This is a genomic window from Thermodesulfobacteriota bacterium (assembly GCA_026415035.1).
In the GTDB taxonomy this organism is placed as follows: domain Bacteria; phylum Desulfobacterota; class BSN033; order BSN033; family UBA1163; genus RBG-16-49-23.
Map to the genome: position 1 here is coordinate 27,669 of JAOAHX010000004.1, position 26,063 is coordinate 53,731.

The following is a 26,063-nucleotide window of genomic DNA, read 5'->3' on the forward strand; positions in this document are numbered from 1 at the left end:
GTGATCCTCCTCAGGGGCCTAATTTGCAAAAAGATTGGTTTTGGGTCATGATGAATTACCTAAGAGGTTGAAGGTTCTACGGATAGGAGGGCGCCATGGAATGGGGATTTAGGCCCTTACGGTTTTCTCTGGGTTTATTTCTCCTCCTATTTTGGCTTTCGGGCTGTGTGGTGGGTCGATACTACGAAGGCTCTCAGATCTCCTCCGAGAAGGTCCGGGAGATCCGGCCAGGTATAACCACCAAGGAGGAGATCATCCGTTGGTTTGGGCCACCCCAGAATTACATCAGCCCAACCCTCTTCAATCAAATCCTGAGAGAGTTGGACGTGACCAGAGAACCCTTGACCCACTACCCCTTTGCCAACGTCCTCTCCTACCAATATAATCGGGGGAATATCCGGGCGATGATCCTCGTCCTGTTCAATTTTGTTGAAGCGAAGGTCAAAACAGACCACCTCGTCATCTTCCTCGACGAAAACGATCGGGTCCAATACTACGGGTTTCATAGGGGGACCGATGAGCTGCGTTAAGGTCGGCCTTATTCTTCTTCTTCTCCTGATGACCTGGGGGTGCAGCATCGGACGGGTCTACATCGGTTCTGAGTTCCGGTCGGATCCCGGCGAGACGATCAAGCCTGGCCTTACCACCAAGAGCCAGATTCTCCAAATCTTCGGCCCTCCGGACCGCATCCAAAGGCAGTACGACGGCGACATCTTCGTCTATACCTTCCTCCGGAAAAATTCAACGAAATTTACCCTCGAGGAGCCGTACTTTACCAATATCACCCTCTTCCACTACTCCAAGGTGCAGCAAAAGAGCGACTCCTTGGTCATCCTCTTCGATAAAGAGGGGACCGTGAAGAATTACGGCTTTCGAAAAGGCACCTCCGAACTCTCCCCTTTTTAGGTCCCCCTATTTTAATCCGCGAAATTTATAAAAAAATCATTCCTGCCCTCCAGCGGAAAATCCCCTAAAAATTTTTTCTTGACAAGGGGGTTCGAATGTGGTAATGGTATCTCAAAAAAATATTTAAAATATATTTCTCATATTTTTTGTCGAATGAGAGCAAAGGTCTCCCGGAAATTGAAAAACCAGTCGAAAAGCAAAAAGGCCATGGTCTATGAGGAGCTGAAAAACAGGATTATCCATAACCTCCTCAAGCCAGGGGAACCCTTGAACGAGGGCGTCCTTTCTGAAGAGTTTAAGATCAGCAAAACCCCAATCCGGGAGGCATTGCAGCAACTCGAAAGGGAAGGATTTATCGAAAATATTCCAGTGAAGGGCGCCTTTGTTTCCCAGTTATCCATCCAAGACCTCCGGGAGCTGTTCGACCTCCGGGAAATCTTAGAATGTGAGGTGATCAAACGGGCCGCCCTAAAAGTCGATCCTGAAGCGGTCGAGGCTTTGAAGGAAAAGTTCGTCTCTTCGGAGAATCATGGGAAAGGCTCTTCAACGGGCGGATTTAAATCGGGTGACGAGATTCACTCCTTTATCTTCGAGACGTACGGAAATCAGCGGCTGTTGGGAATCTACAAGAGGATTCAAGACCATATCGTCAGGAGTCGGATCCATTTCTTCAATCATTCGAGTCCCTCCCATCCCGATCGATCCGAGGAGTCCTACCGGGAGCATTTGGAGATCCTGGAGTCCTTGAAGGCGAAAGATCCCCTGGCGGCCGAACAGGCCATGAGGAATCACCTTCGAAACTCGATGGAGTATTTGAAAAAGGTCATCTGAGCCCCTGAAGAAGGGGAAGGAGTTGGTGGAATGATTCATGTCATCAAGGAAATCCAAAGGCCCCCAAAGGAATTGATCGAATCCTTTAGGAGGATAGGAACCGCGACGGTCCACGAAGCCTCCGGGAGGAAGGGGGCCGTGGATCATCGGATTAAACCCATTGCCTCGGGGTTACGCCTCTGCGGCCCTGCCTTTACTGTTCAGTGTCACCCCGGAGACAATTTGATGCTTCATAAAGCCCTTGAACGGGCCCAACCCGGGGACATTTTGGTGACCGCCACCGGCGGGAGCTATGAGTATGGCTACTGGGGAGGACTGATGGCCACCTCTGCAGTGGCCAAACAGTTGGGCGGTTTGGCCCTCGATGGTTGCATCAGGGATTCGGCAGAAATCATCCGGATGGGTTTCCCCATCTTCTGCAGGGGGTTCTGCATTCGGGGAACGACCAAGACGGTCCTGGGATTGATCAACCATCCCATCCTCTTCGGGGGCGTCCTGGTCCAACCGGGGGACTTGATCCTCGGAGATGAGGATGGTCTTGTCGTCGTGGAGCGCACGGAGTGCGAGGCCGTCTTGGAAAAGTCGATTAAGAGGCTGGAGGCTGAAAGATTGAAGTCGGAAAGGCTCAAAGCAGGAATTTCGAGCGTGGAGCTCAACCAATTGCAGAAGGTTTTTGAGTTCTTGGGATTACAGGAAGGCTGACGGGATGAAGGTAAAGCCCCACCGGTTGAAGGAGATTGCCATCGAGATTTTAAAGGGATTGGGCGCGACCGATGAGGAGGCCCTTGTGGTGGCCGAGTGTCTGGTTCTTGCTGATATGAGGGGGATCGACACTCATGGGGTTCATTTCCTCAAGCTCCTTGCCGACCGGGTAGAGGCAAACATGATTCAGATCCCGACACAACTGAGGGTCCTCAAGGAAGACGGATCTCTTTCTCTCCTTGATGGAGGCAATGGGCTCGGCCAGGTTGCGGCCCATCGGGCGATGCAGATGACCATCAAGAAGGCGAAAGAATTTGGAGTGGGGGTGACCCTCATCCGCAAGACCAATCACATCGGAATCCTCGCTTACTATACCCTGATGGCGGCAAAAGAGGGGATGGTGGGGATCGTGATGAGCAACTCAGCTCCCTCGATGTCCCCATGGGGAGGGGCCGAACCCTTTCTGGGAACCAATCCCCTTTCCATCGCAGTCCCGGGGGGGGCGGATGGCCCTGTGGTCCTCGACATGTCCTCCAGCGTCGTGGCAAGAGGGAAGATCAGGCGTGCCGAACGAATGAGAGAGGAGATTCCTCTTGGATGGGCCCTCGACGAGAACGGCTTGCCTACGACCGATCCAACGGCCGCCCTTAGGGGGACCCTTCTCCCCATCGGTGGGCCGAAGGGCTACGGTCTCGCCCTGATGGTCGATGTGCTGGCCGGAATGCTCTCGGGATCGAGCTACGGTCCAATGGTCAAGACCTTTCATCAGCCCGTGGGTCCGACAGGCATCGGGGTCTTGACGATGGCCATTGACATCGACCGGTTGATGCCCCTCGATCAGTTTGGACAACTCATGAAATCCTACGTCACGTCGATCAAACAGTCGAGGAAGGCCAAAGGCGTCTCCGAGATCTATCTCCCAGGAGAGATCGAAAGGGAGAGGGAGAGAAGCTCTCTCATAGAGGGAATCCCCTTGAGCAATTCCCTCGTGGACCAATTGAATGGGCTTCTGGAGAAAGTCAGGAGTCCTTTGAGATTGAAGGAGGAATAGGGAGAAATGAGATGGATCGTCCGGATCAACACCCGCACGGGAGAGGTTCTCAGGAGCGAAGCGTCCGAAGAAGAGATGAGGTGGGGAGGACGTTATCTCGTCTCCAAATTCCTATTGAGGGAAGTCCCACCCACCTCCGATCCCCTCGGCCGATTCAATAAGTTGATCATCGCTCCGGGCCTTCTGGGGGATACGACGATCACCACGACCGGAAAGTTCTCCGTGGGAGGGAAGAGCCCGCTTACCAACGGGGCCAAAGAGAGCGATGTGGGAGGAGAGGCCGGAAAGAAGCTCGCAAGGCTCGGCATCAAGGCCCTGGTGATCGAGAATCTTCCCGAACGGGAGGGAATAAAGGTCCTTCATATATCAGGGAACAAGGTCAATCTCCTGGAGGCTCCCGAATTAAAAGGGAAGATGGTCTCAGAGACGATTCAAATGCTGAGGAGACGATTTGGCTCCCAGGTCGGGATCCTTTGTATTGGCCCTGCAGGCGAGATGAAGATGGCAGGGGCAGGGGTGGCGGTCTCTGATGCCAATGACATCCAGGTCCGGTATGCGGCTCGCGGCGGGCTCGGAGCGGTCATGGGTGCCAAAGGGATTAAAGCCATCGTGGTGGATGATACCGAAGCCTCCCCGCCTCCGGTTTACGATGAAAATCTCCTCCGAGAAGCCGGGAGGGCGTTCACCCAGGCGATCCTCGAGGATCCAAAGACGGAAAACCGACATCAATATGGAACTCCCGCGATCCTGATGGTGGCCAATGAACTCGGCCTTCTCCCGACGAGAAATTTCAGCGCGGGCCAATTTGAGCGGGCAGAAGAGATCTCGGGTGAGCGAATTGCGGACGTGATCGCCACCCGAGGAGGAGAGGGGCGAACCGGCACCCCCTGCCTCCGGGGCTGTGTCATCTCCTGTTCCAATGTCTTCCCAGACCCTTCGGGTAAGAAGACCGTAGCCTCTATTCAATATGAGAACATCACCCTCCTCGGCCCCAATTGCGGAATCGGGGATCTCGACGACATCGCCGAGCTGAACCATCTCTGCAACGAGGTGGGCGTCGATACGATCGAGACCGGCGCGGCCATCGGCGTGGCCATGGAAGCGGGTGTGATCCCCTTCGGCGATGCCCAGGGTGCAAAGGATCTCATCCGCCAGATCGGCCAGGGGACCCCTCTGGGAAGGATCCTCGGAAACGGCGTTGTCGTCACAGGTCGCGTTTTCGGGGTGAGGCGGGTTCCCGCGATCAAGGGACAGGCCATCCCTGGCTACGACCCCCGGGCTCTTAAAGGGAACGGGGTGACCTATGTCACCTCGCCCATGGGGGCGGATCACACCGCCGGCAATGCCTTCGAGACTGCAAAGACCATAAATCCCATTGGGAAAGAGAACCAGATCGAAAACTCCCGCAGGCTCCAGATCCGTGCGGCCATCCTCGACACCATGGGGCTCTGTCTCTTCACCCGGCCCCCCTTCGTCAAGAACCCAGAACTCTTCGCCCAGTTCCTGAGGGGTCGCTACGGCTGGAAGGTGACGTACGAGGACGTTCAGCGGATGGGGATAGAGGTTCTGGAGACCGAACGGGAATTCAACCGGAGGGCGGGGGTCTCGGAAGAATTTTTCGACATTCCCGAGTTCATGCGGGAAGAACCCCTTCCTCCGAGAAATGTAGTCTTCGACCTCTCCCTCGAAGAAATGGAGCAGATCTGGGAGGTGAAGATACCGAAGGACGTCTTTTGAGAAAAAGAGAGGAGATCGGAGGAAAGGATGTCAGAGCTCAAGGTGATTCATATTAAAGATGTGAAAGGGGAGAGGAGAGACCCTCCTCGGATGTCGTGGATCCTAGTTTCAGAAAAGACGGTTGGATCCCAAAATCTGGCCATGGGCGTCAATGAGACCTATCCCGGAGGGATGGTCCCCGAGCACAAGCACGACAGCGAAGAGGAGGTGATGTTCTTCGTGGCCGGGAGAGGGATGTTTGTGACCGAGGGCAGGGAGATTCCTCTTGAGCCCGGGGTGTGTATCTACAACCCCCCGGGCAAACTTCATAAGATTATAAACACCGGGGATGAGGTCTTAAGATTTATCTGGATCTACTCGCCCCAGTTGCCGAGCCATCGGAAATGAAACCCGACTCGATGAAAAGGATTTACATTTGATCCTCAGGAGAAGGAGGTAAAGGCATGGGAAACTGGAAGCTGCCGCCGGAAGGTGGGCACATGGACAAACCGCATAAGATTTATTTTCAGACGATGACGAAGAAGGATGTGGAAGAAAGACTTCAGAAGAACGACCTCATCATCATTCCCCTCGGATCGACCGAGAACCATGGGGCGGCGGGTCCCTATGGAGAGGACATCTTTGTGGTGACCCGGATCGCCGAGGAGGTGGCCAAGGCAACGGGCTGCACCGTGGCCCATCCCGTGGTCTATGGGTCGCATCCCTACCATCATCTCGGCCAGCCAGGGACGATCGTCATCCCGGACGATGTCTTCTCGGCCTATCTCAGGGCCATTATGGCCGGGTTCTGGAACACCGGGTTCCGGAAGCAGATCTTCATCAGCCTCCATGGCCAGGAGTATATCGTCCCCTCTGCCATCAACGAATTCGGAAAGAAGTATCAGGTCCCGGCCATGATCATCTTCGTCGATATTCCGAGGGTGATGGGCCAGACGTTGATGGATAAGGCTCATGGTGGGCCCTATGATTATCCCTTCCAGCATGCCTGTGAGGCAGAGACTTCGCTTTCAATGGCGCTTTTCCCCGAGATGGTCCAGCTCGAAAATGCCGAAGACAATACGCCATGGGGCTTTCTCCCGCCGGGACATCTCGATCGGGGGGGCGACATCTACGGCAACCCCATCCCCGGCCACTGCGCGGTCGGTTGCGGCGGCATCGAATGCGTGATCTATCCCGAGGGTGTGATCGGAAAGCCTTCGCTGGCCGATCCCAAAAAGGCTTACAAAAGCGTAGAAGTAACCCTGGACTACTTGAAGAGGCTCCATGACGACATCATGGAGCGTTTCCCTCCGGGGAAGTTGCCCGAGACAAAGTATCTGACCCAGCGACCCGAGGAGGAGATCGAAGCCCTGCTGAAGGGCCCCCTGAAGGGCGGACGACATCTCTACACCATCGCCTTTCCACCGTAAACGGAGCCAGAGAGACGGGGACGAGGTTTTCAGAAAGACATTTCTTTAAATGGCCCATCAGGGCGAGGGGTCGAAAATGGAGAAAGTGTTCGATCGATTGTGCAAGGGCCTGGAGTATATCATGGCCTTACTCCTTGCGCTCATGGTGATCTTGGTCTTCGGAAACGTCGTCCTCCGCTATGGTTTCCGCTCTGGCATCGTCATCTCGGAAGAGCTCTCCCGCTGGCTTTTCGTCTGGATGACCTTTTTGGGCGCGGTGGTGGGTCTCAATTACGGGGCCCATCTTGGCACAGAGGTGCTCGTCAAGCGCCTCAAAGGGACCGTGAGGAAGGTCGTCCTCTCGGTCGCCTACCTCTCCATGCTCTTTGTCTGCGGGTTGGTCTTTTCAGGCGCATGGGTCCAAAGCAAAATCAATCTCACGACGACCAGCGCTGCGATGGAGGCCCCCGTGGCCATATTCTACGCCTCGGGGGTCGTCTTTGCGATCTTGGCAGGCCTGATCCTGGTTCGAGACCTAGTTCGTCTCTGGATGGGCAAGGAAGCACCCCAGACGCTGCAGACCTCTCAGGAACCATAAGGATTTTGGAGAGAGGTGTATGATCATCGCGATCTTTTTAGGTTCGTTGCTCCTCGCCATGGCGGTCGGCGTTCCCATCGCCTTCTCCCTTCTGATCAGCGGCGCGGCCCTGATGTGGCATCTCAACATGTTCGACCCGCAGATCGTGGGCCAGAATGTCATCGAGGGGGCAAACAGCTTCCCTCTCCTCGCCGTCCCCTTCTTCATGTTGGCCGGAGAGTTGATGAACGCCGGCGGGCTGTCCCGCCGAATCGTCCAATTTGCCATGGTCCTGGTGGGCCACATCCGGGGGGGCCTGGGATATGTGACGATCGTAGCCGCCTGTAGCATGGCCGCCCTGTCCGGATCGGCGGTTGCGGATGCGGCGGCCCTGTCGGCCCTGCTCCTGCCGATGATGACCACTGCGGGCTATGACCGGGCAAGGTCTGCGGGATTGATCGCCTCGGCAGGGATCATCGCCCCGATCATCCCGCCCAGCATTGGCTTTGTCATCTTCGGGGTGGCGGCCAACGTCTCGATCATGAAGCTCTTTCTGGCCGGTATCTTCCCGGGAATCCTGCTCGGGGTCGCCCTTTGGGTTACCTGGTGGTGGTTGATCCGAAAGGAGAAGATCCCCGTGACCCCTCGGGCAACAGCCCCAGAGATTCTCAGTGCCACCAAAGGGGCGGGATGGGCCATGGGGCTTCCGGTCATCGTAGTGGGAGGGCTCAAGTTCGGCGTCTTTACGCCGACCGAGGCCGCGGTCGTGGCAGCGGTCTATGCCCTGGTCATCTCTCTGGTCGTTTACCGGGAGATCAAGATCAAAGACCTGGTTCCCATCTTTATCGCTGCCGCCAAGACAAGTTCGGTCGTGATGTTTCTCGTAGCCGCCGCCATGGTTTCGGCCTGGATCATCACGGTCGTCGATCTGCCCAGCCAGGTCGTGGGGCTTCTGGAGCCCTTTCTCGACAACCCGAAACTATTGATGTTCGCCCTGATGGTTTTAGTGATGATCGTGGGCACGGCCCTGGATATGACGCCCACCATCCTGATGTTGACTCCGGTGTTGATGCCCCTGGTGAAGGCGGCCGGGATCGATCCGGTCTACTTCGGCGTGCTGTTCATGATCAACAATGCGATCGGTCTGGTCACCCCACCGGTCGGAACCGTTCTCAACACGGTCGCGGGCGTGGGCAAGGTCCATATGGACGAGGTGACCAAGGGGGTCTTACCCTTCATGATGGCCCAATTTGCCATTATGTTTCTGATGGTGCTCTTTCCCCAGCTCGTCACATGGCCGGCCAAATTGCTCATCGGCTAAAATACCGGCTGGGGGGAATCCCGGAGGCGATCTGTACGCCACGCCTCCGGAGCTTCGAAGGTGCGTACTAACAACAAATTTCTTAAGGGAGGTGTGCCATGAGGAAGGGAGTTTGGTGTCTTAGTATCGTGGTGGCGATGGTCACGGTCTTGGGTCTTTTCGGGATGGCCTCAGCGCAGGATGTCAAGGAAAGGACGCTCAAGTTTGCCACCCAGAACCCCAAGGGACATCCCATCGTGGCGGGGATGGAGAAGTTCGCCGAAATCGTGAACGCGAAGACGGGCGGAAAGATCAAGGTCAACCTTTTCCCGGGAGGGGTGTTGGGAAGCGATCAGCACAATGTCTCAGCCCTTCAGGGTGGGACCATAGAGATGGTCTCGATGAATGCGGGCATTTTAGCTGCGCAGGTGAAGGAATTTGCCATCTTCGATTTCCCCTTCATGTTTGGCGGCGGTGCAGAGGCCGATGCCGTGGTGGATGGTCCCTTCGGCCAGATGATGATGGACAAATTGACCGACAAAGGCATTATTGGGTTGGCCTACTTTGAGCTGGGGTTCCGCCATATCACCAACAGCAAGCGGCCGATCCACCGCCTCGAGGACATTGCCGGGCTGAAGATCCGGGTCATCCCCAATCCCATCAACGTCGATTGGGTCAGCGCTTTGGGCGCCAGCCCGACTCCGCTTCCCTTCCCGGAACTCTATGCGGCCCTCGAGCAGAAGGCGGTCGATGGACAGGAGAACCCTTTCACCGTCATCCTGGCCAACAAATTTTACGAGGTCCAGAAATATCTGGCGATCACGAATCACCAGTACAACCCCCAGGCCGTCATGATCAGCAAGAAGTTCTGGGATACACTCACGGCCGACGAGAAGAAGATCCTCCGAGATGCTGCGAGGGAGGCCGCCATCTTTCAGCGGAAATTTAACCGTGAGCAGATGGGGGCGGCCCTCGATGCCCTGAAGAAGCACGGGATGCAGGTGACGGAATTCGGCCCCGCGGAGATGGCCAAATTCCGCGAAAAGATGAAGCCGGTGGTGGAGAAGCACGGGGCCATTGTGGGGCCGGAGGTGGTGAGCGCCCTTCAGGCTGAGCTGGCGAAAGTTCGGCGATAAAAAAGGTGATGAATCCGGGCCTGGGCGGTTACGTCCAGGCCCTTTTTTAGGGAAGAGGAAGGCCGATGGAAAAGGTGCGACTGGGTTTGATCGGGATGGGGATGATCGGGAAGGTCCACGCCGAGACGATGAGCCGGATGAAGGAGGTGGAGTTCGTGGCCGCCTCCGACATAGACCTCAAACATCGAAACACGGCGGAGGGGTTGGGGGTCCGATTCTATCCCTCTTACGAAGAGATGATCTCCAAAGAACGATTGGAGGGTGTGGTGGTAGCCGTGCCCAACGAACTTCACCTTTCGGTGGGCGCGGCCTGTGCCCAAAAGGGGCTTCACATCCTCATGGAGAAGCCCATTGCGGCCGACCTCGAATCGGCCGACCGACTGATCCAGGTGGCCAGGGAGAATAAGGTGCACCTGATGGTGGGCCACCATCGAAGGCATAACCCCCTCGTCGAGGAGCTTCGGAACATCGTCAGGGGAGGAAAGATCGGAAAGCTGGTGGGGGTGACGGTCCTCTGGTCCCTATACAAGCCAAGGGATTATTTCCAAGGCCCCTTTGCCTGGAGGGCGAAACCCGGTGGGGGACCGATCCGGATCAACCTGATCCATGAGATCGACAATATCCGCTATATCTGTGGCGAAGTTAAGCGACTCTACGCAGAGGTGAGCAACGAGGCCCGTAAATTTCCCGTCGAGGATACGGTGAGCATCAACCTCAGGCTGGACAATGGCGCGGTGGCCAACATCTTCTTTACCGACACCGCTCCGGGAAATATCGGATACGAGGCCAACACAGGAGAGAATCCCTTCTTCTATCACAGCCCGGAAAACTGCTATCTCTATTATGGGACAGAGGCGGTGATCGTTTTCCCGAGGATGAAGAAACTCTTCTACCGGGACCCGGAAAGGACGGGTTGGCAGTATCCGCTTTCGGAAGAGGGGATGAAAATCGACCGGGAGGATCCTTATACCCGACAGATCCGGAACTTTTGCGGGGTCATCCGGGGCACGGAGATGCCCAAGATCGATGGAGAGGATGCCCGAAAGACCCTCGAGGTGACCCTGGCGATTCAAAAGTCAGGGGAGACGGGCCAGCCGATCCTTTTTGACTGAAAGGCCTTTCGACCAGGGGGAACATGGAAAGGGTGCGGCTCGGGTTGATCGGTTTGGGGCTCATGGGGGCTCCCCATGCCAGGACCTTGTCCAGGATTCCGGAGTGTCAACTTGTGGCCGCCTCGGACATCGACGAAAAACAGAAGGCGGTGACCGAGGAGATCGGGATCCGATTCTACCTCCATTATGAAGAGATGATCGAGAAGGAGGACCTCCAGGGGGTCGTCCTGGCCCTCCCCAACCCCCTCCATGCGCCCGTGGGGATCGTTTGTGCCCAAAAGGGGCTTCACCTCTTTGTGGAGAAGCCCATCGCTCAGAGCCTCTCCGAGGCCGATCGACTCATCGAAGCGGCCAAGCAGAACGGGGTTCGTATCCTCGTCGGACATCAGCGGAGATTTAGCAGCCTTGTCGAGAAGGCCCGGGAGATCGTCGCCGGAGGCGAGCTCGGAGGGTTGGTAGGGGTGACGGTGACTTGGGCCTTATTGAAGCCGGCATCTTATTTCGAGGGCCCCCTCTCTTGGAGAAAGGAGAAGGGCGGGGGACCGATTCTCATCAACCTGATCCACGAGATCGACAACCTCAGGTATATCTGCGGCGAGATCGATCAGGTCTTCGCCCTCGTGAGCAACGGGGTGAGAAATTTCCCCGTCGAAGACACCGCTGCCATCGCCCTCCGTTTCAGGAATGGGGCCCTCGGAACCATCTTCCTCTCGGATTGCACGCCTTCCCTCACCTCCTGGGAGGGGACGACCGGAGAAAACCCGCTCCTTTATCACGACTTCGGAAACTGCTACGAGTTTTTCGGGACAGAGGGCTCCTTGCTCTTTCCCCAGATGAAGAGGCGCTACTACTCTGACCCTTCGAAAGTCGGTTGGAATTATCCCATCACGGAGCAGGGGTATAAAGTGGTCCGGGAGGACCCTTACGTCAAAGAATTCAGACATTTTTGCAGGGTCGTCCAGGGCCTGGAAGAGCCCCGGATCTCGGGAGAGGACGGAAGGAGGACGCTGGAGGTGACCCTGGCCATCCAGAGATCGGGGGAGACCGGCCAGCCCGTACAGCTTTAGCCCTTCGGGAAGGAGACGGAAGAGAGTCGGAGGAGATGGAAGGAGGACCTTGGATGAAAGCCCTTGTGAAGACCGCTCCGGAGGCGGGGGCCTTCGAGGTGAAGGAGGTTCCCATGCCGAAGCCGGGGCTAGGAGAGATCCTGGTCGAGGTGAAGGCGGCAAGCCTCTGCTACACGGACGTAGCCATTTTGGAAAACAAGTATAAAGGGCGAAAGCCCGTGCCCATCCCCATCGTCCTGGGCCACGAGGGAGCCGGCGTGGTGGCAGCCCTTGGCGAGGGCGTGGAGAACGTCTCCGTGGGGGACAGGGTGGGGATGGAGGCCGTCTATGGGTGTGGGATCTGCGTCAATTGCCTCAACGGAAACACCAACATGTGTCCCAACTGGAGGCATGTGGGGATCACCTATGACGGAGTCTTTGCCGAATATGTGGTGGTCCCGGCCCGCGCTGCCCATAAACTTCCCGATCATGTCTCCTTCATCGACGCAGCCTGCCTGGAACCCATCAGCCTGACGGTCCGGACGATGGAACAGGTGAAGCCGATGGTCGGGGATACGGTGGTGATCTTCGGTCCCGGAGCCATCGGCCTCTTCCATCTCCAGGCCTTTAAGGCCGCAGGGGCCAGCCAGGTGATCATGATCGGGATCGATCAGGATGCGAACCGGTTCGAGAAGGCAAAGGAACTTGGCGCCGATCATATCCTCAACGTTCAAAGGGAAGATGTGGTCCAGCGGGTTCGCGAGCTGACCGAAGGCCTTGGAGCGGATATCGTCGTCGAAACGGCCAGCTCTCCTGCCGTGATTCCCCTGACGATCGAGGTGGCGGCTGCAAAGGGGAGGGTTTCCTTTTTCGGTCTCTATCCCGAAGCCACCCTAAGCCCCCTCACGATCGCCCGCAGCGGCCTGAGGATTTTCGGAGATGCGGGGTCGTTGCCCCGCTACTTCGTCAGAGCGGTCCGTTGGCTGAAGGACCGAAAGGTCCAGGCCGCCCCCCTCGCTACGAGGGTCTTTCGCCTTGAAGAGGCGAAGGAGGCCTTGGAGGCTTCTCGGAGGGGTGAGGTGGCAAAGGTGATCTTCGAGATTTAGGGGAGGAGGGTCTCGCGAGGGAGCTTCCGATGTTTGAGCTCTTTCTCGAAAAGCCCCAGGACTTAGAGATGAGGAAGGCCGCTTCGGCCCCTCCCCCAGGGGACCATGAGGTGAAGGTCAGGGTCCTCTACGGGGGGATCTGCGGATCCGACCTGAGGGTTTTCAGAGGCGCCATCCCCTATGCAAAATATCCCTGCCGTCCTGGCCACGAGATCTTGGGGACCGTGATCGAGGCGGGTATGATGTCTCCCCATCCTGTCGGGAGCCGGGTTGTTTCGTATCCAAACACCTATTGCGGAAGTTGCGAATTCTGCCTAAAGGGCAAGACCAATCTCTGCAAAGAAAAACGCTCCTTCGGGGTGACCTGTGACGGTCTCTTCGCCCAGGAGATCACGATCGATTCCGAATTCGTCGTGCCCGTCCCCCCCGACCTGCCTGATGAACGGGCGATCCTGGTGGAACCCTTTGCTGTCAATGTCCACGCCTTAAATCGAACCCCGATTCATAAGGAGATGTCGGTCGCCGTGATCGGTTGTGGCACCGAGGGGCTGCTCGCGATCGCCCTGCTCAACCATCTGGGCGTGGAGATCACGGCGATGGACATCGTCCCGGAAAAGATGGAAAGGGCCAAGGGCTTCGGAGAGAGGATCCAGACCCTACACCCTGAGAGGGTTAAAGACGAGATGTTCGATCTCGTCGTGGAGGCCGCCGGCGTGAAGGCCTCGATCGAACAGGCCTTCGAGATCGTAAAACCGGGGGGCGTCGTCATCTCCCTCGGGATCATCGGAGAGGAGGTTCGATACCCTGCCCTACGGATCACCCGGGGCGAGATCACCATTTGCGGCACGATCATCTACACGAAAAGGGATTTTGAGGAAGCCATTGCACTTCTTCGAAATCCTGGGTTCGATATCGGCCCCGTTCTTTCGAAGATCGTGCCTCTGGGTCGATACCGGGAGGCCTTTTCCGATGCCTTAAGCGGAAAATTCGTCAAAATCGTTCTTGACTTCAGGGACGTGTGACCTATTTTTCGAGCCCTCGCCTCGTCGTCTCCTTCTTTCTTCACCGCTCCAGATTCTTGACAATCCCTCGAAATTACCTTAGCCTTTTTGAGGATGAAGCCCAGGTTGATCCTTGCCTCTGCCTCTCCAAGGCGGTTCGAACTCCTGAGGCAACTGGGCCTCGATTTCGAGGCGGTCCCCAGCGAGGTCGAAGAGGAATCCCTTCCCGGCGAATCCCCCCGCGATCACGTGACCCGGCTGGCCGGGGCGAAGGCCCTCGAGGTGGCCAAGCGCTTCCCGGAGGCCTGGGTGATCGGGGCGGATACCATCGTCTTCATCGACGGTCTCATCCTGGGAAAACCTAAGGGCAGGGAAGAGGCCATAAGGATGCTCAGGCTTCTCAGCGGGAGGGAGCATCGGGTCCTTTCGGGCCTATCGGTCCATCACCTTCTGAAAGGGAGGTCTGCGACCGAGGTTGTGGAATCCTCCGTCAGGATCAAAAGGCTCAGGCCCGAAGAGATGGAGTGGTATGTGGACACCGGCGAGCCCTTCGACAAGGCCGGGGGCTATGGCGTTCAGGGGATCGGGGCGTTTATGATCGAGGCGGTAATGGGTTCCTATACGAACGTGGTCGGCCTACCCCTGTGCGAGTTGATGGAGATGTTGCTGGGGCTTGGGGCCCTGACCATTTCGGAACAAGGATTCCGGATTTTGGATTGACGATCCGACCCCGTCACGAGGTTCGACGACCGAAGAGGAATCCCGACGAGGTGACGTCAATCCCAGAGAGACGATGTCCACAATAAGGGAAAACTATTTACGGGTCCTGGAGAGGATCGAGAAGGCGGCCCGGAAGGCGGGAAGGGATCCCGGCGAGGTCAAGTTGGTTGCCGTTTCTAAGACGGTAGAGGTGGCCCGGATCCGGGAGGCGATCGAGGCCGGGGTGACCATCCTGGGCGAGAATTATGTCCAGGAGGCCCAGAAGAAGATCGAGGAGATCGGCAAAGCCGTCTCCTGGCATTTCATCGGCCACCTCCAGTCGAACAAGGCAAAATATGCCGTTCGACTTTTCGACCTGATCCACTCGGTCGATAGCCCGTCTCTGGCCGAGGAACTGAACCGGAGGGCAGAAAAGGAGGGTCGGAGGGTCGAGGTGATGATCGAGGTCAACCTCTCCGGAGAGGCAACCAAATTTGGGACCGAGGAAACGAAGGCCATCGAGCTTGCAGGCAGGATCCTCTCTCTGAACCATCTCGCCTTGGTAGGTCTGATGACCATGCCCCCCTATTTTGAGGATCCCGAACGGAGCCGGCCTTATTTCATCCAGCTCAGAGGGCTCGGGGAGAGGATGGCCCGCGAGGGAATCTTCCTTAAAGAGCTCTCCATGGGCATGTCGAACGACTTCGAGATCGCCATCGAGGAGGGGGCGACCTATGTGAGGGTGGGCACCGCCATCTTCGGTCCCCGAAAATAACATGGAGCTATTTCAGAGGAGTTACCGTTGAAAAAAAGGACCCTATTCCTTCTCTCGATCATGCTTTTTATAGGCGCGGGTTGCGGGCGGAAGGCGCCTCCTGTCCCGTGGTCTTCGATCGTCCCCAAAAGGATCGTCGATCTGGAAGCGAGGTCGAGGGAGGAGCGACTTCTTCTCGAATGGACCCTTCCCAAAGAGAACACCGACCGGTCCCCCCTGACCGATCTTGCCGGTTTTCGGGTCCTACGCTCCGAAGGGGACCTGTTCGGAGACCAATGCAGGGGGTGTGGAGAGAGATTTAACGTGGTGCACGAAGCCAAACTCGACCCGAAAGGAGAGGATAAAGGGAAGAGGATATCCCTCCTCTTCGAGGGCCTTGAGCCAAGAAAGGTCTATGTCTATCAGGTGGTGAGCTTTAACCGCAGGGGACATCCGAGCGCCCCATCGAATCCGGTGACGGTCTTCTGGGATCACCCCCCCCATCGTACCAGCGTGGTGAGAGGAGAACGGGGGGATAAGAGGGTCGATCTAAGCTGGGAGCCTGTCTTGGGGGCCACCGGTTACAATGTCTACCGGAAGGCCGAAGGCGAGGAATTTCCTCTCCAGCCCATCAACCGGGAGGTATTGACCACGACCCAGTTTACGGATCTCACCGTCGAGAACGACAGGCAGTATATCTACTCGGTCAGGGCGGTAAAGAGGGTCGTCAAGACCGATGTCGAGGGGAAAAGCTCCCTGAGCCTCCCCATCACCCCTACCGACCTCGTCCCTCCCTCCGCCCCTGTCGGCCTGGTCGCCATTCCCCTCAAGGACGGCATGGAACTGAACTGGAGGAGGAACAGGGAGCCAGACCTCCTGGGGTATTACGTCTATCGGAGGAGGATCGGCGAGGAGGCGATGAGGAGGATCCATCCCGACCCCCTCCCCAAAGAGACCTATCTTGATAAGGACGTTCAGATCGGGCAAGAATACGAATATGCGGTGACGGCCGTGGATCGCTCGCCCCGCCGAAACGAAAGCCCCCTCTCCGAAGAGGTGAGGGTGAAGTACCTTTATTGATGTGGGAAGGTATAATGCGTGGTTCGGAGCAAATGGTCATAGAATTTTAAGGCGACGGACTCCGAACCGATCAGGAGCGCCAGATGCACTACTTCGAATACAAAAACGGAGAACTTTATTGCGAGAGGGTTCCCGTGAGCCGGATCGCCCAGGAGGTCGGAACCCCCTTCTACCTTTACAGTTATCGGACCCTGGTCAGGCATTATAAGGTCTTCAACGAGGCCTTCGAAGGGATCCCTCATCTCGTCTGCTACTCGATGAAGGCCAACTCCAACCTCTCTCTCATCCGGCTCTTCGTCAACCTCGGAAGCGGCGTCGATGTGGTCTCCGGAGGCGAACTCTACCGGGCCCTCAAGGCAGGAGCCGATCCGAAGAAGGTCGTCTTTTCAGGGGTGGGAAAGAGAGAGGACGAGATCGAGGAGGGTCTCGAGGCCGGCATCCTCATGTTCAATGTCGAATCGATGATGGAGCTCGAGAAGATCGACGAGGTGGCCGGCCGGATGAACACAAAGGCATCGGTGGCCATCCGGGTCAACCCCGACATCGATCCCAAAACCCATCCCTACATCACCACGGGCTTGAAGCAGAACAAGTTCGGCATCGACATCCAGCGGGCCGCCCTGGCCTACCGCCGGGCCTCGGAACTGCCCAACCTGAAGGTCATCGGGATCGACTGCCATCTCGGGTCTCAACTGCTCGAGGTGGCCCCCTTCGTGGAGGCCCTCCGGAAGCTGAAGGACTTGGTCGATCAGTTGAGGAGAGAGGGGATGGAGATCCGCTACCTCGACCTGGGCGGCGGCCTTGGCATCACCTACAATGACGAGGAGCCTCCCCATCCCTATGAATATGCCTCCAACATCCTCGACGAGATCCGCCATTTCGACTGTACCCTCATCCTCGAACCCGGCCGGGTGATCGTCGGCAATGCCGGCATCCTCGTCTCGAAGGTCCTCTACTTCAAGGAGAACGAGGAGAAGCGCTTTCTCATCGTCGATGCGGCCATGAACGATCTGGTCCGGCCCAGTTATTATGGCTCCTTCCACCAGATCCTTCCCGTGAGGCAGGAGGCGCGGGAGGAAATCGCGGCCGATGTGGTGGGCCCGGTCTGCGAGTCTGCCGACTTTTTGGCCAAGGGGCGGAGGCTTCCTCATTTGAACCCCGGAGAGTTGATCGCGGTGATGAGCGCAGGGGCCTACGGGTTCGCCATGTCGTCGAATTACAATTCGAGGCCTCGCGTGGCCGAGGTCCTCGTCCGGGACGACGAGATCCACGTGATTCGGAAGCGGGAGACCTACGAGGACCTGGTCAGGGGAGAAGAGATCCCGGAGTTTTTGAGAGGATGAATCGGAGGTTCCGGGTGAAGATTCCCTTCATGAAGATGAGCGGAAGCGGAAACGACTTCATCCTGATCGACCACCGGAAGCCCCTCATCGAGTCCCCTCAAATGGCCGAGTTCGCCCGGAAGGTCTGTCAGAGAAGGGTCTCCGTGGGCGCCGATGGGCTCATCTTTGTCGAGCCATCGGAGCGGGCTGACTTCAAATGGCGTTTTTTCAACTCGGACGGAAGCGAAGCCGAGATGTGCGGAAATGGGGGCCGGTGTGTCGCCCGATTCGCCGTCCTCAAGGGGATCACGGGGCCGACGTTAACCTTCGAAACCCTCGCCGGAATCCTCACCGCGAGGGTCGATGGAAAGAGGGTGAAGCTGGAGATGACCCGACCCCACAGCCTCAAACTGGACGAACCGCTCCGGGTGGATGGACAGAGCCTGACGCTCTCGAGCCTCAATACCGGTGTTCCCCATGCGGTGATGTTCGTAGAGGACATCGAGACGATCGATGTCCTCCGACTGGGGAGGGCGATCCGAAACCATCCCCGATACGCCCCTTCAGGAACCAATGTGAATTTTGTCCGTTTGGAGGGGGAAGGGTTGTTGATCCGCACCTACGAGAGAGGGGTCGAAGATGAGACCCTCGCCTGCGGCACCGGCACCGTGGCCTCGGCCTTGGTCGCCGCCTTTAAAGGCCTGGTCAGCTCCCCGGTCCGGGTCAGGACCCGGGGCGGGGAGATCCTGACCGTCCATTTCGAAAAGGAAGGCGAAGAGGTGAAGCGGGTCTTTTTTGAAGGGGACGTCCACGTCATCTTTGAGGGAGAGATGTGGGAGGAGGCTTATCAATGAGCGAATCGATCAAAGCCATCGTAGTTGGAGCGGCAGGCAAGATGGGCAGCCGGATCCTTCACGTCCTGAGGGAGACATCCGGCATCGAACTCTCCCAGGCCATAGAAAGGCCCGATCACCCTTCCATGGGAGCCGATATCGGTGAGGTGGTGGGTTTAGGGAGGATCGGGATCCCCTTGGAAGGAAAGATCAAGAAGGGGATAGGGGACGTCATCATCAACTTCAGCAGTCCTACGGCGTCCCTTGAGAGCTTAGAGTTTGCCAAGGAGAACGGGCTTGCCATCGTCATCGGGACTACCGGGTTCAACCCCGAGCAGATGGGAAGGATCAGGGAGATGGCCGGAAGCGTTCGCTGCGTGCTTGCCCCCAATATGAGCGTGGGGATGAACCTGATGTTCCGCATCGTTCAGGACGTGGCCAGGGTCTTGGGCCAGGAGTACGATATCGAGATCCTCGAGGCCCACCACCGTCTGAAGAAGGACTCCCCGAGCGGGACGGCCTTGAAATTGGGGGAGGTGATCGCCGGTGCCGTCGGACGCAACCTCGAACAGGTGGCCGTCTATGGACGAAAGGGGATGACCGGCGAACGAACCCGGACGGAGATCGGGATGCAGGTGATCCGGGCGGGGGACATCGTGGGTGAGCACACGGTTCTCTTCGGAGGGATCGGTGAGCGCCTGGAGATCACCCACCGCGCCCACAGCCGGGACAACTTTGCCCGGGGCGCGGTCAAGGCCGCCCTCTGGGTCGTGAAGCAACCCAATGGCCTCTATGACATGCAAGATGTCTTAGGATTGAAGAGATAATCGATTGGAGAACGAAATGAAGATCGTCAGGTACCAGGATAAGGAGGCAACGGGATGGGCGGTCCTCGAAGAGGGGATGATTCGCCCGATGGAGGGCGACCCTTTCGGGCCGCTCCGCCTTTCGTCCAAAGTCATGAAGCTCGAAGACGTTAAGCTCCTCGCCCCCTGCCTCCCCTCGAAGATTGTCGCTTTAGGGCTGAATTACCGGGATCATGCCGAGGAGGTGAAGCTCCCCATACCGGAAAAGCCCCTCCTCTTCCTGAAACCCTCGACCGCGGTGATCGGTCCAGGAGAGGGCATCGTCCATCCGAAGATGTCGAGGCGGGTCGATTACGAGGCTGAGCTTGCGGTCGTGATCGGCAAGAGGGCAAAGGCCGTCCCCGAAGAGAAGGCCAAGGAGTATATCCTCGGTTACACCTGTTTCAACGATGTGACTGCAAGGGATCTCCAGCCCAAAGATGGTCAGTGGACCCTCTCCAAGAGCTTCGATACCTTCGCCCCCATAGGCCCCTGGATCGTAACCGATGTTGATCCGAGCGAATTGGAGATTTCGGCCTACCTCAACGGCCAGAGGCGGCAGCATTCCAATACGAAGAACCTCATCTTCAATCCCTTTCAGCTGGTGAGCTTCATCTCCCAGGTGATGACCCTTCTGCCAGGAGATGTCATCGCCACGGGCACGCCCTCCGGGATCGGGCCGATGGCGGTGGGCGACAGGGTGGAGGTGGTGATCGAGGGGATCGGCACGCTTGCCAACACGGTGGTCTCAGAAGGAGGAACGGGAGTCTAAATATGAACCGAAAAAAGTCGCTCACCTATTATAGAAGGTCCCTGGAGTGCATTCCTGGCGGGGTGAACAGTCCGGTTCGGGCGTTTAAGGCGATCGGCATCCCGCCCGTCTTTATCGACCGGGGCCGGGGGTCGAGGCTCTGGGATGTGGACGGAAACGAGTACATCGACTACGTGGGATCGTGGGGCCCCATGATCCTCGGCCATGCCCATCCGAGGATCGTCAATGTGCTGAAGAAGACCGCCCCTAAGGGGACGAGCTTCGGTGCCCCCACCTCTCTCGAGGTCGAGTTGGCGATGAAGGTGAAGAAGGCCTTCCCCTCCATCGAGATGGTGAGGATGGTCAGCTCGGGCACCGAAGCGGTGATGAGCGCCATTCGAGTGGCCAGGGGCTTCACGGGCCGGGAGAAGATCCTCAAATTCGAGGGGTGCTACCATGGCCATGGAGATAGCCTGCTGGTCAAGGCGGGCTCAGGTGCAACGACCTTGGGCATTCCCGATAGCCTCGGCGTTCCGGAGGATCTTGCCAAGCACACGCTGACCGCTCCCTATAACGACCTGGAAAGGGTGAGGGCCCTGGTCGCTCAATACCCGAACGAAATCGCCTGCATCATCGTAGAGCCCATCGCCGGAAATATGGGGGTCGTTCTTCCGGAGAAGGGTTTCTTAGAAGGCCTGCGGGCGATCTGTGACGAGAAAGGGATCGTCCTCATCTTCGACGAGGTCATCTCGGGCTTTCGGGCCGCCTACGGCGGTGCCCAGGAGGTCTACCGGGTCCGGGCCGATCTCACCTGCTTAGGAAAGATTCTCGGCGGTGGGCTTCCTGTGGGCGCTTATGGAGGTCGAAGGGAGATAATGGAGAAGGTGGCCCCCCTCGGAGGGGTCTATCAGGCAGGGACCCTCTCCGGAAATCCCCTCGCCATGGCCGCTGGGATCGAAACACTGGAGATCTTGAAGGCCAAGAAGGTCTATCAAGACCTCGAAACGAAGACCTCCTATTTGGCCGAAGGGATCACGGAATGTGCCGAAGATCGAAACCTTCCGGTGACCGTCAACCGGGCCACGGGCATGCTCACCCTCTTTTTCACATCGGGCCCAGTAAGGGATTACGCCTCGGCCAAGGCGAGCGATACAAGGCGGTTTGCCAGGTTTTTCATCGAGATGCTCAACCAGGGGATCTACCTTCCGCCCTCCCAGTTCGAGGCGTGGTTCATCTCGATGGCCCACACCCAGAAGGATCTGGATCGGACGATCGAGGCCTGCGATCACGCCTTCAAAAAGATCTGAACCCCCCGTCGCGATGAGGTTCCCCTTTTTCCCTTCTCGTTGGCTCAAGGTATTTCTCCCTCTGTCCGTATTGTGGAAAGTACCCTCGAACCTCCTCCCGATCGAGTCCTGGCCGCTTCACTTCAAAAGATACTGAAGGTCGGCCATCTCCTTCAAAGATCGATCGGGATCGTTTTAAGGTTCAAGGCGATTTTAATTTGCCCAAAAAGAGGCGAAGCGTCAAACCGAAACGGCCTCTCTTCGTGCCCTTGCGGAGAATGGGAGAAAAGGTTTAGATTAATAAAACAACGTTCATGTTGTGCCATGGCGAGGGGCATCGCGACGAAACAATCTCAAGGGATTGCCCCGCTGCACTCGCAATGACTGAAGAAGAATGCCTCCAATGACGGCTACAATAATTGTTTCGTTTGCATTGGTTTGTCCGAAAAGATGATCCCTGGAGGGATGTTCCGTTGATTCGGATCTTCATCGCGAGGCATGGGGAGACGACCTGGAATGCGGAGGGGAAGATCCAGGGCTGGAGCGATCCAGACCTAAGCCCCCTCGGCTACTGCCAAAGCCTCGCCCTTTTGGAACACCTCAAGGACCGTCCGCTCAAGGCGATCTACAGCAGCCCGCTGCGGAGATCCTATCTCACGGCCCAGCCCATCGCCGATCACCTCGGCCTTCCTGTATTGAGACAGCCCGAGCTGAAGGAGATCGGGTTCGGGATCTTGGAGGAGAAGAACCTCTTTCAGTTCGATGAGACCCTGAAACAGGAGTGGAATCGATTTAAGCAGGACCGTTTCTCCTATCGGATTCCGGGAGCGGAAAACTATTCCGACGTGGCCAATCGATTGAGGCCTTTTGTGGAGAGGGTATTGCGCCAGCACCAGGAAGAGGAGATCCTCATCGTCGGCCACCGGGTCGTCAACCGCCTCCTCATCGGGATGTTCTTGGAGATTCCCCTTGAAGAGACGGTCAAGATCGAACAGACGAACGACTGCCTCTATCTGGTCGAGCGGAATGGCGAAAAAAGGGTTTTTCACTACCTCGACGGAGAAGTGAGAGAAGGCTTTCTTCCCGTAAGACACGACGTCAGCCTGTAACGGGGAACGATGGGCGAAGAGGGAAAAGCAAAAGTTCGGTGCGTGATCTACGACTGCGACGGCGTCCTCTTCGACTCCTTCGAGGCCAACAGCCGGCTCTATAACGATCTGTGCGCGAGGGTGGGAAGGGAGCCCCTTGGGGAGGATGAGAGAGCATATGTCCATTCCCACACGGTCTATGAATCGATCCGCTTCCTCTTCGGTAAGGGCGACGACCTGGAGAGAAAGGCGCTGGAGGCGCTCAAAGAGGTCGACCTGAGGGATTACATCGCCTACCTGAAGATGGAGCCCCATCTGTTGGAGACCTTGAACCGGTTGAAGAAGGACGGGGTCCTTCGGGCCATCAACACCAACCGGACGACCTCCATGAAGCATATCATGGATCGCTTCGGCCTCTGGCCGGTCTTCGATATGGTTGTCACCGCCCTCGATGTGAAGCATCCCAAACCCCATCCTGAATCGATCGAAAAGATCCTGCGGCAGCTCCATCTGACCAGGGACGAAGTGGTCTTCGTCGGGGATACCGAGGTGGACCAGCAGACGGCTCGCGCCTCGGGGATCCCCTTCATCGCTTACAAGAATGGGGCGCTCGAGGCTGACTTCCATATCGACGACCACCTCGATCTCTTCCGCTACCCGGGGCTTCGATCATGATGGAGACGAAAAAGGAGAAAGACCTATGGAACCGTGGCAGAGATGGTTTCAGGAGAAACAGGTGGAGAGGACGATCGGGGCCTTGAAGAAGAACAACTTCGAGGCCCTCTATGTTCCGGATTCAAAAGCGGCCCACGAGGAGGTGATGAGGCGGATCCCGGACGGAGCGGTTGTGGCCGTAGGGGGCTCGGTCACCTTGACCCAGATCGGTTTGATCGACGCCCTCGCCCAACGAAAGGTCCGCTTCCTCTGGCCCATGCGCCAGGGGAAGACCCAAGAGGAGGTCCTCGATCTCATCCGGGTCTCCTTCTCGGCCGATGTCTTCCTCTCCAGCGCCAATGCGGTGACCGAGGATGGAAAGTTGTTCAACATCGATGCCTCGGGGAACCGTGTGGCCGCCATGCTCATCGGGCCAAAAAGGGCAATCATCGTCTGCGGCGTGAACAAGATCGTAAAGGATCTCGAGGCGGCTGAGAGGAAGCTAAAAGAGTGGACCGCCCCTCAGAATGCGAAGAGGCTGGGAAGAAAGACGCCGTGCGCCGAGACCGGCGTGTGTTCCGATTGCAACTCCCCGGATCGGATCTGCAACATCTACGTCACCCTCGCCAAGCGGCCGAGCCGGATCGAGATGGCCGTCCTGCTCGTAGGAGAGCCGCTGGGGATATAGGGTTTTGGTGGATCCACTTCGTTTGATCCACCCTCCGGGAGGATTTTCTATTTGTTTAGGAGGATGCGGGCATCCACCGCGACCGCCCCTCTTTCGAGGGCCATCACGGGATTGATGTCGATCCCCTCAATCTCCGGAAGATCGGTCACCAGCTGAGAGAGCCTGAGAAGCATCTCGATGAGAGCCTCCATGTCCGATGGTTTCTCCCCCCGAACCCCTTTGAGGAGGGCCGAGCCCCTCAGCTCGGCGATCATCTCCGCCGCCTCGGAACGGTTGATGGGAGCCACCCTCAGGGAAAACTCCTTAAGGACTTCTACGTAAATGCCTCCCAAGCCGAGGAGGATGACCGGACCGAAAGAAGGATCCTTTTTCGCCCCGAGGATCACCTCTTTCCCACCAGGGACCATCCTCTGGAGAAGGACGCCCCTGATCTTCCCTGGAGCGAGGTTCATCATCCGATCGAAGGCCTCTTCTGCCCTCTTCAGAGAATCGATGTGGAGGATCACGCCACCCACATCCGATTTGTGGGAGATCTCCGGCGAGAGGACCTTCATGGCCAGAGGAAAGGGTATGGCTTCAAGGGCCTTCTCCAGGTCTAACCTGTTCGGGACGACCTGGTAGGGAGGGACAGCAATCCCGTAGGCCTGAAGCACCTCTAAGGCCTCCGAAAGCAGGGGGTCTCGTTTCTCCTCGATCGCTTTTCGAAGGACCTCGGCCGCCCGGTTCCGATCAACGGGATAACGGGGTGGGGCTTCCTTCAAGGCGGTCAGCCGTCGATAATAGTCCCGGGAGATGGCGAGGGCGGTCAGGGCATCTTCGGGTTCCGTGAAGATGGGATAGCCGAGGGCCCTCTTGATATAGGCAAGCTCCTCCTCGTCGGTATTGTATTGGAGGGCGACCGGTTTCTGATACTTGAAGGCGAGGTCCTTGACCGCCTGAACAAATCTCCTGGAAGGCTCCTTCTCCTCGGCCGTCGCGCCGTGCTGGAAGAGGACGGCATGGACCACCTGGAACCGGAGGGCCTGGTCGAGGATCGTCGTATAGAGATCGAAATTGAAAAGGTCTCCCAGGTCGAGGGGATTGGTGGGCTGGATCACCTTGGCCCTGAAGAGGCTGTGGAACTGCTCCTGGAGTTTGGGGTCCGGGGGAAGAAGGCGAAATCCATGTCGCTCTGCGGCATCTGCGGCCACGACCCCGATCCCGCCGGAACGGGAGATGATCACCAGGTTCTTTCCTTTACAGGGCGGGATGGAGAGGATCTTCACGGCGTTGACAAAGGACCGGAAGTCCTTTGTGCGGATGATGTCGGCCTGCTTCAGGGCGGCCTCGACGACCCGATCGTCGTTGGCCAGGGCGGCGGTATGGAGCCTGGCGATCTGGTGGCTTCCTTCTCCGGTGTTGGCCTTATGGAGGATGATGGGTTTGGAGGTGGAACGGGCGATCTCCATGAGCTCCCTTCCCCGCTCCAGGCTTTCGAGGTAGAGGCCGATGATTTCGGTTTCGGGGTCGTTGACGAGATACTTCAGGTAGTCGATCTCGTTGAGATCGAGCTTATTGCCCATGCTCACCATCTTGGAGAGGCCGACGTTGGCGCTGATCAGGTGGTTGGCGTAAGAGAGCAGAACCCCGCCGCTTTGGGCCAGGATGGAGAGTTTCCCCTTCGTGAGGGGACCTCTCTTGACCTTCACAAAGGGGACGACGAATCCGTTGTCGATGTTGAAGACCCCGATGCCATTTGGGCCCACGATCCGGATCCCCCATTTCCTTGCGATCTGGAGGACTCTCCTTTCGAGTTCGGCGCCCTCTTCGGAATATTCCCGAAACCCGCCTGTTTCGATGATGACCCAGAAGATCTTCTTCCGGCCACAGGCCTCCACCAGATCCGGGACGGTGTGGGCAGGGGTGAGGATGACGGCCACGTCGATTCCATCCGGGAGCTGGTCCAGGGAGGTGAGGATCCTCCGGCCGAAGAGGACCCCTTCCCTTCGGCCCACCAGATGGATCTCACCGTTGAAGCGGAATTCGAAGAGGTTTTCGACGATATGCCTTGCGAGGTTGTCCTCCCTCTCCGAGACGCCGACCACGACCACCGATTTCGGGTAGAAGAGTTTATCCATCGTCCTGCCTCCTCCTCAAAGCTCCAGCCCAGGTGGAGTTTGGATGTTTATAA

Annotated in this window: 27 protein-coding genes; 26 read left to right on the forward strand and 1 reads right to left on the reverse strand. The window is 57.5% G+C overall.

Features of this window, described 5'->3' with window-relative positions:
* Window positions 1-95 precede the first annotated feature (95 nt).
* From N3G78_03765 to N3G78_03890, 26 genes are all read left to right on the forward strand, one after another.
* The gene (locus N3G78_03765; GenBank protein MCX8117039.1) at window positions 96-530 is read left to right on the forward strand and encodes a hypothetical protein; all 435 of its coding nucleotides are present in this window, start codon (window positions 96-98) and stop codon (window positions 528-530) included.
* Window positions 517-906, forward strand: a complete 390-nt coding sequence (locus N3G78_03770; protein MCX8117040.1) for an outer membrane protein assembly factor BamE — start codon at window positions 517-519, stop codon at window positions 904-906. Before N3G78_03765 ends, N3G78_03770 begins: the two co-directional genes overlap by 14 nt.
* 153 nt (window positions 907-1,059) lie before the next feature.
* Window positions 1,060-1,737 (forward strand): GntR family transcriptional regulator, encoded by a 678-nt coding sequence (locus tag N3G78_03775; protein ID MCX8117041.1) that lies wholly within the window; start codon window positions 1,060-1,062, stop codon window positions 1,735-1,737.
* A gap of 30 nt (window positions 1,738-1,767) precedes the next feature.
* Window positions 1,768-2,439, forward strand: a complete 672-nt coding sequence (locus N3G78_03780) for a 4-carboxy-4-hydroxy-2-oxoadipate aldolase/oxaloacetate decarboxylase (GenBank protein ID MCX8117042.1) — start codon at window positions 1,768-1,770, stop codon at window positions 2,437-2,439.
* Between the two features lie 4 nt (window positions 2,440-2,443).
* Window positions 2,444-3,490 carry an Ldh family oxidoreductase gene (locus N3G78_03785; protein ID MCX8117043.1) on the forward strand — a complete coding sequence of 349 codons (1,047 nt, stop codon included), beginning with the start codon at window positions 2,444-2,446 and terminating at the stop codon, window positions 3,488-3,490.
* 6 nt (window positions 3,491-3,496) lie between these two features.
* Window positions 3,497-5,227, forward strand: a complete 1,731-nt coding sequence (locus N3G78_03790; GenBank protein MCX8117044.1) for an aldehyde ferredoxin oxidoreductase — start codon at window positions 3,497-3,499, stop codon at window positions 5,225-5,227.
* 27 nt (window positions 5,228-5,254) lie between these two features.
* On the forward strand, window positions 5,255-5,614 hold the full coding sequence (locus tag N3G78_03795) for a cupin domain-containing protein (GenBank protein MCX8117045.1): 360 nt from the start codon (window positions 5,255-5,257) through the stop codon (window positions 5,612-5,614).
* A 56-nt stretch (window positions 5,615-5,670) separates the two neighbouring features.
* Window positions 5,671-6,636, forward strand: a complete 966-nt coding sequence (gene iolN / locus N3G78_03800) for a 3-dehydro-scyllo-inosose hydrolase (protein MCX8117046.1) — start codon at window positions 5,671-5,673, stop codon at window positions 6,634-6,636.
* A gap of 76 nt (window positions 6,637-6,712) precedes the next feature.
* Entirely contained in the window at window positions 6,713-7,213 is a 501-nt protein-coding gene (locus N3G78_03805) for a TRAP transporter small permease (protein MCX8117047.1), read from the forward strand.
* A 19-nt stretch (window positions 7,214-7,232) separates the two neighbouring features.
* A complete protein-coding gene (locus N3G78_03810; GenBank protein MCX8117048.1) occupies window positions 7,233-8,513 on the forward strand; it encodes a TRAP transporter large permease subunit in 1,281 nt (426 codons plus the stop codon).
* A 98-nt stretch (window positions 8,514-8,611) separates the two neighbouring features.
* Window positions 8,612-9,628 (forward strand): TRAP transporter substrate-binding protein, encoded by a 1,017-nt coding sequence (locus tag N3G78_03815; protein MCX8117049.1) that lies wholly within the window; start codon window positions 8,612-8,614, stop codon window positions 9,626-9,628.
* 65 nt (window positions 9,629-9,693) lie between these two features.
* On the forward strand, window positions 9,694-10,740 hold the full coding sequence (locus N3G78_03820; GenBank protein ID MCX8117050.1) for a Gfo/Idh/MocA family oxidoreductase: 1,047 nt from the start codon (window positions 9,694-9,696) through the stop codon (window positions 10,738-10,740).
* A gap of 23 nt (window positions 10,741-10,763) precedes the next feature.
* A complete protein-coding gene (locus N3G78_03825; GenBank protein MCX8117051.1) occupies window positions 10,764-11,807 on the forward strand; it encodes a Gfo/Idh/MocA family oxidoreductase in 1,044 nt (347 codons plus the stop codon).
* Between the two features lie 53 nt (window positions 11,808-11,860).
* On the forward strand, window positions 11,861-12,892 hold the full coding sequence (locus N3G78_03830; GenBank protein MCX8117052.1) for an alcohol dehydrogenase catalytic domain-containing protein: 1,032 nt from the start codon (window positions 11,861-11,863) through the stop codon (window positions 12,890-12,892).
* Between the two features lie 29 nt (window positions 12,893-12,921).
* Window positions 12,922-13,914: an alcohol dehydrogenase catalytic domain-containing protein gene (locus N3G78_03835; GenBank protein MCX8117053.1), complete on the forward strand. Its 993-nt coding sequence runs from the start codon at window positions 12,922-12,924 to the stop codon at window positions 13,912-13,914.
* A gap of 93 nt (window positions 13,915-14,007) precedes the next feature.
* A complete protein-coding gene (locus N3G78_03840; GenBank protein ID MCX8117054.1) occupies window positions 14,008-14,613 on the forward strand; it encodes a Maf family protein in 606 nt (201 codons plus the stop codon).
* 73 nt (window positions 14,614-14,686) lie between these two features.
* Window positions 14,687-15,367, forward strand: a complete 681-nt coding sequence (locus N3G78_03845) for a YggS family pyridoxal phosphate-dependent enzyme (GenBank protein MCX8117055.1) — start codon at window positions 14,687-14,689, stop codon at window positions 15,365-15,367.
* A gap of 27 nt (window positions 15,368-15,394) precedes the next feature.
* Window positions 15,395-16,426 carry a hypothetical protein gene (locus N3G78_03850; GenBank protein MCX8117056.1) on the forward strand — a complete coding sequence of 344 codons (1,032 nt, stop codon included), beginning with the start codon at window positions 15,395-15,397 and terminating at the stop codon, window positions 16,424-16,426.
* Window positions 16,427-16,509: 83 nt separating this feature from the next.
* The gene (gene lysA / locus N3G78_03855; GenBank protein MCX8117057.1) at window positions 16,510-17,769 is read left to right on the forward strand and encodes a diaminopimelate decarboxylase; all 1,260 of its coding nucleotides are present in this window, start codon (window positions 16,510-16,512) and stop codon (window positions 17,767-17,769) included.
* Window positions 17,766-18,602 (forward strand): diaminopimelate epimerase, encoded by an 837-nt coding sequence (gene dapF / locus N3G78_03860; GenBank protein MCX8117058.1) that lies wholly within the window; start codon window positions 17,766-17,768, stop codon window positions 18,600-18,602. Before lysA ends, dapF begins: the two co-directional genes overlap by 4 nt.
* Window positions 18,599-19,408 carry a 4-hydroxy-tetrahydrodipicolinate reductase gene (gene dapB, locus N3G78_03865; GenBank protein MCX8117059.1) on the forward strand — a complete coding sequence of 270 codons (810 nt, stop codon included), beginning with the start codon at window positions 18,599-18,601 and terminating at the stop codon, window positions 19,406-19,408. The genes dapF and dapB overlap by 4 nt, the downstream gene beginning before the upstream one ends.
* 16 nt (window positions 19,409-19,424) lie before the next feature.
* Window positions 19,425-20,198 (forward strand): fumarylacetoacetate hydrolase family protein, encoded by a 774-nt coding sequence (locus N3G78_03870; GenBank protein ID MCX8117060.1) that lies wholly within the window; start codon window positions 19,425-19,427, stop codon window positions 20,196-20,198.
* A 2-nt stretch (window positions 20,199-20,200) separates the two neighbouring features.
* Window positions 20,201-21,484: a glutamate-1-semialdehyde 2,1-aminomutase gene (hemL, locus tag N3G78_03875; GenBank protein MCX8117061.1), complete on the forward strand. Its 1,284-nt coding sequence runs from the start codon at window positions 20,201-20,203 to the stop codon at window positions 21,482-21,484.
* Window positions 21,485-21,936: 452 nt separating this feature from the next.
* On the forward strand, window positions 21,937-22,572 hold the full coding sequence (locus tag N3G78_03880; GenBank protein ID MCX8117062.1) for a histidine phosphatase family protein: 636 nt from the start codon (window positions 21,937-21,939) through the stop codon (window positions 22,570-22,572).
* A gap of 9 nt (window positions 22,573-22,581) precedes the next feature.
* Entirely contained in the window at window positions 22,582-23,226 is a 645-nt protein-coding gene (locus N3G78_03885; GenBank protein ID MCX8117063.1) for an HAD family hydrolase, read from the forward strand.
* A 25-nt stretch (window positions 23,227-23,251) separates the two neighbouring features.
* Window positions 23,252-23,893 (forward strand): lactate utilization protein, encoded by a 642-nt coding sequence (locus N3G78_03890; GenBank protein MCX8117064.1) that lies wholly within the window; start codon window positions 23,252-23,254, stop codon window positions 23,891-23,893.
* A gap of 47 nt (window positions 23,894-23,940) precedes the next feature.
* Here N3G78_03890 and N3G78_03895 read toward each other — a convergent pair whose 3' ends face one another.
* Entirely contained in the window at window positions 23,941-26,010 is a 2,070-nt protein-coding gene (locus N3G78_03895; protein MCX8117065.1) for an acetate--CoA ligase family protein, read from the reverse strand.
* Window positions 26,011-26,063 lie beyond the last annotated feature (53 nt).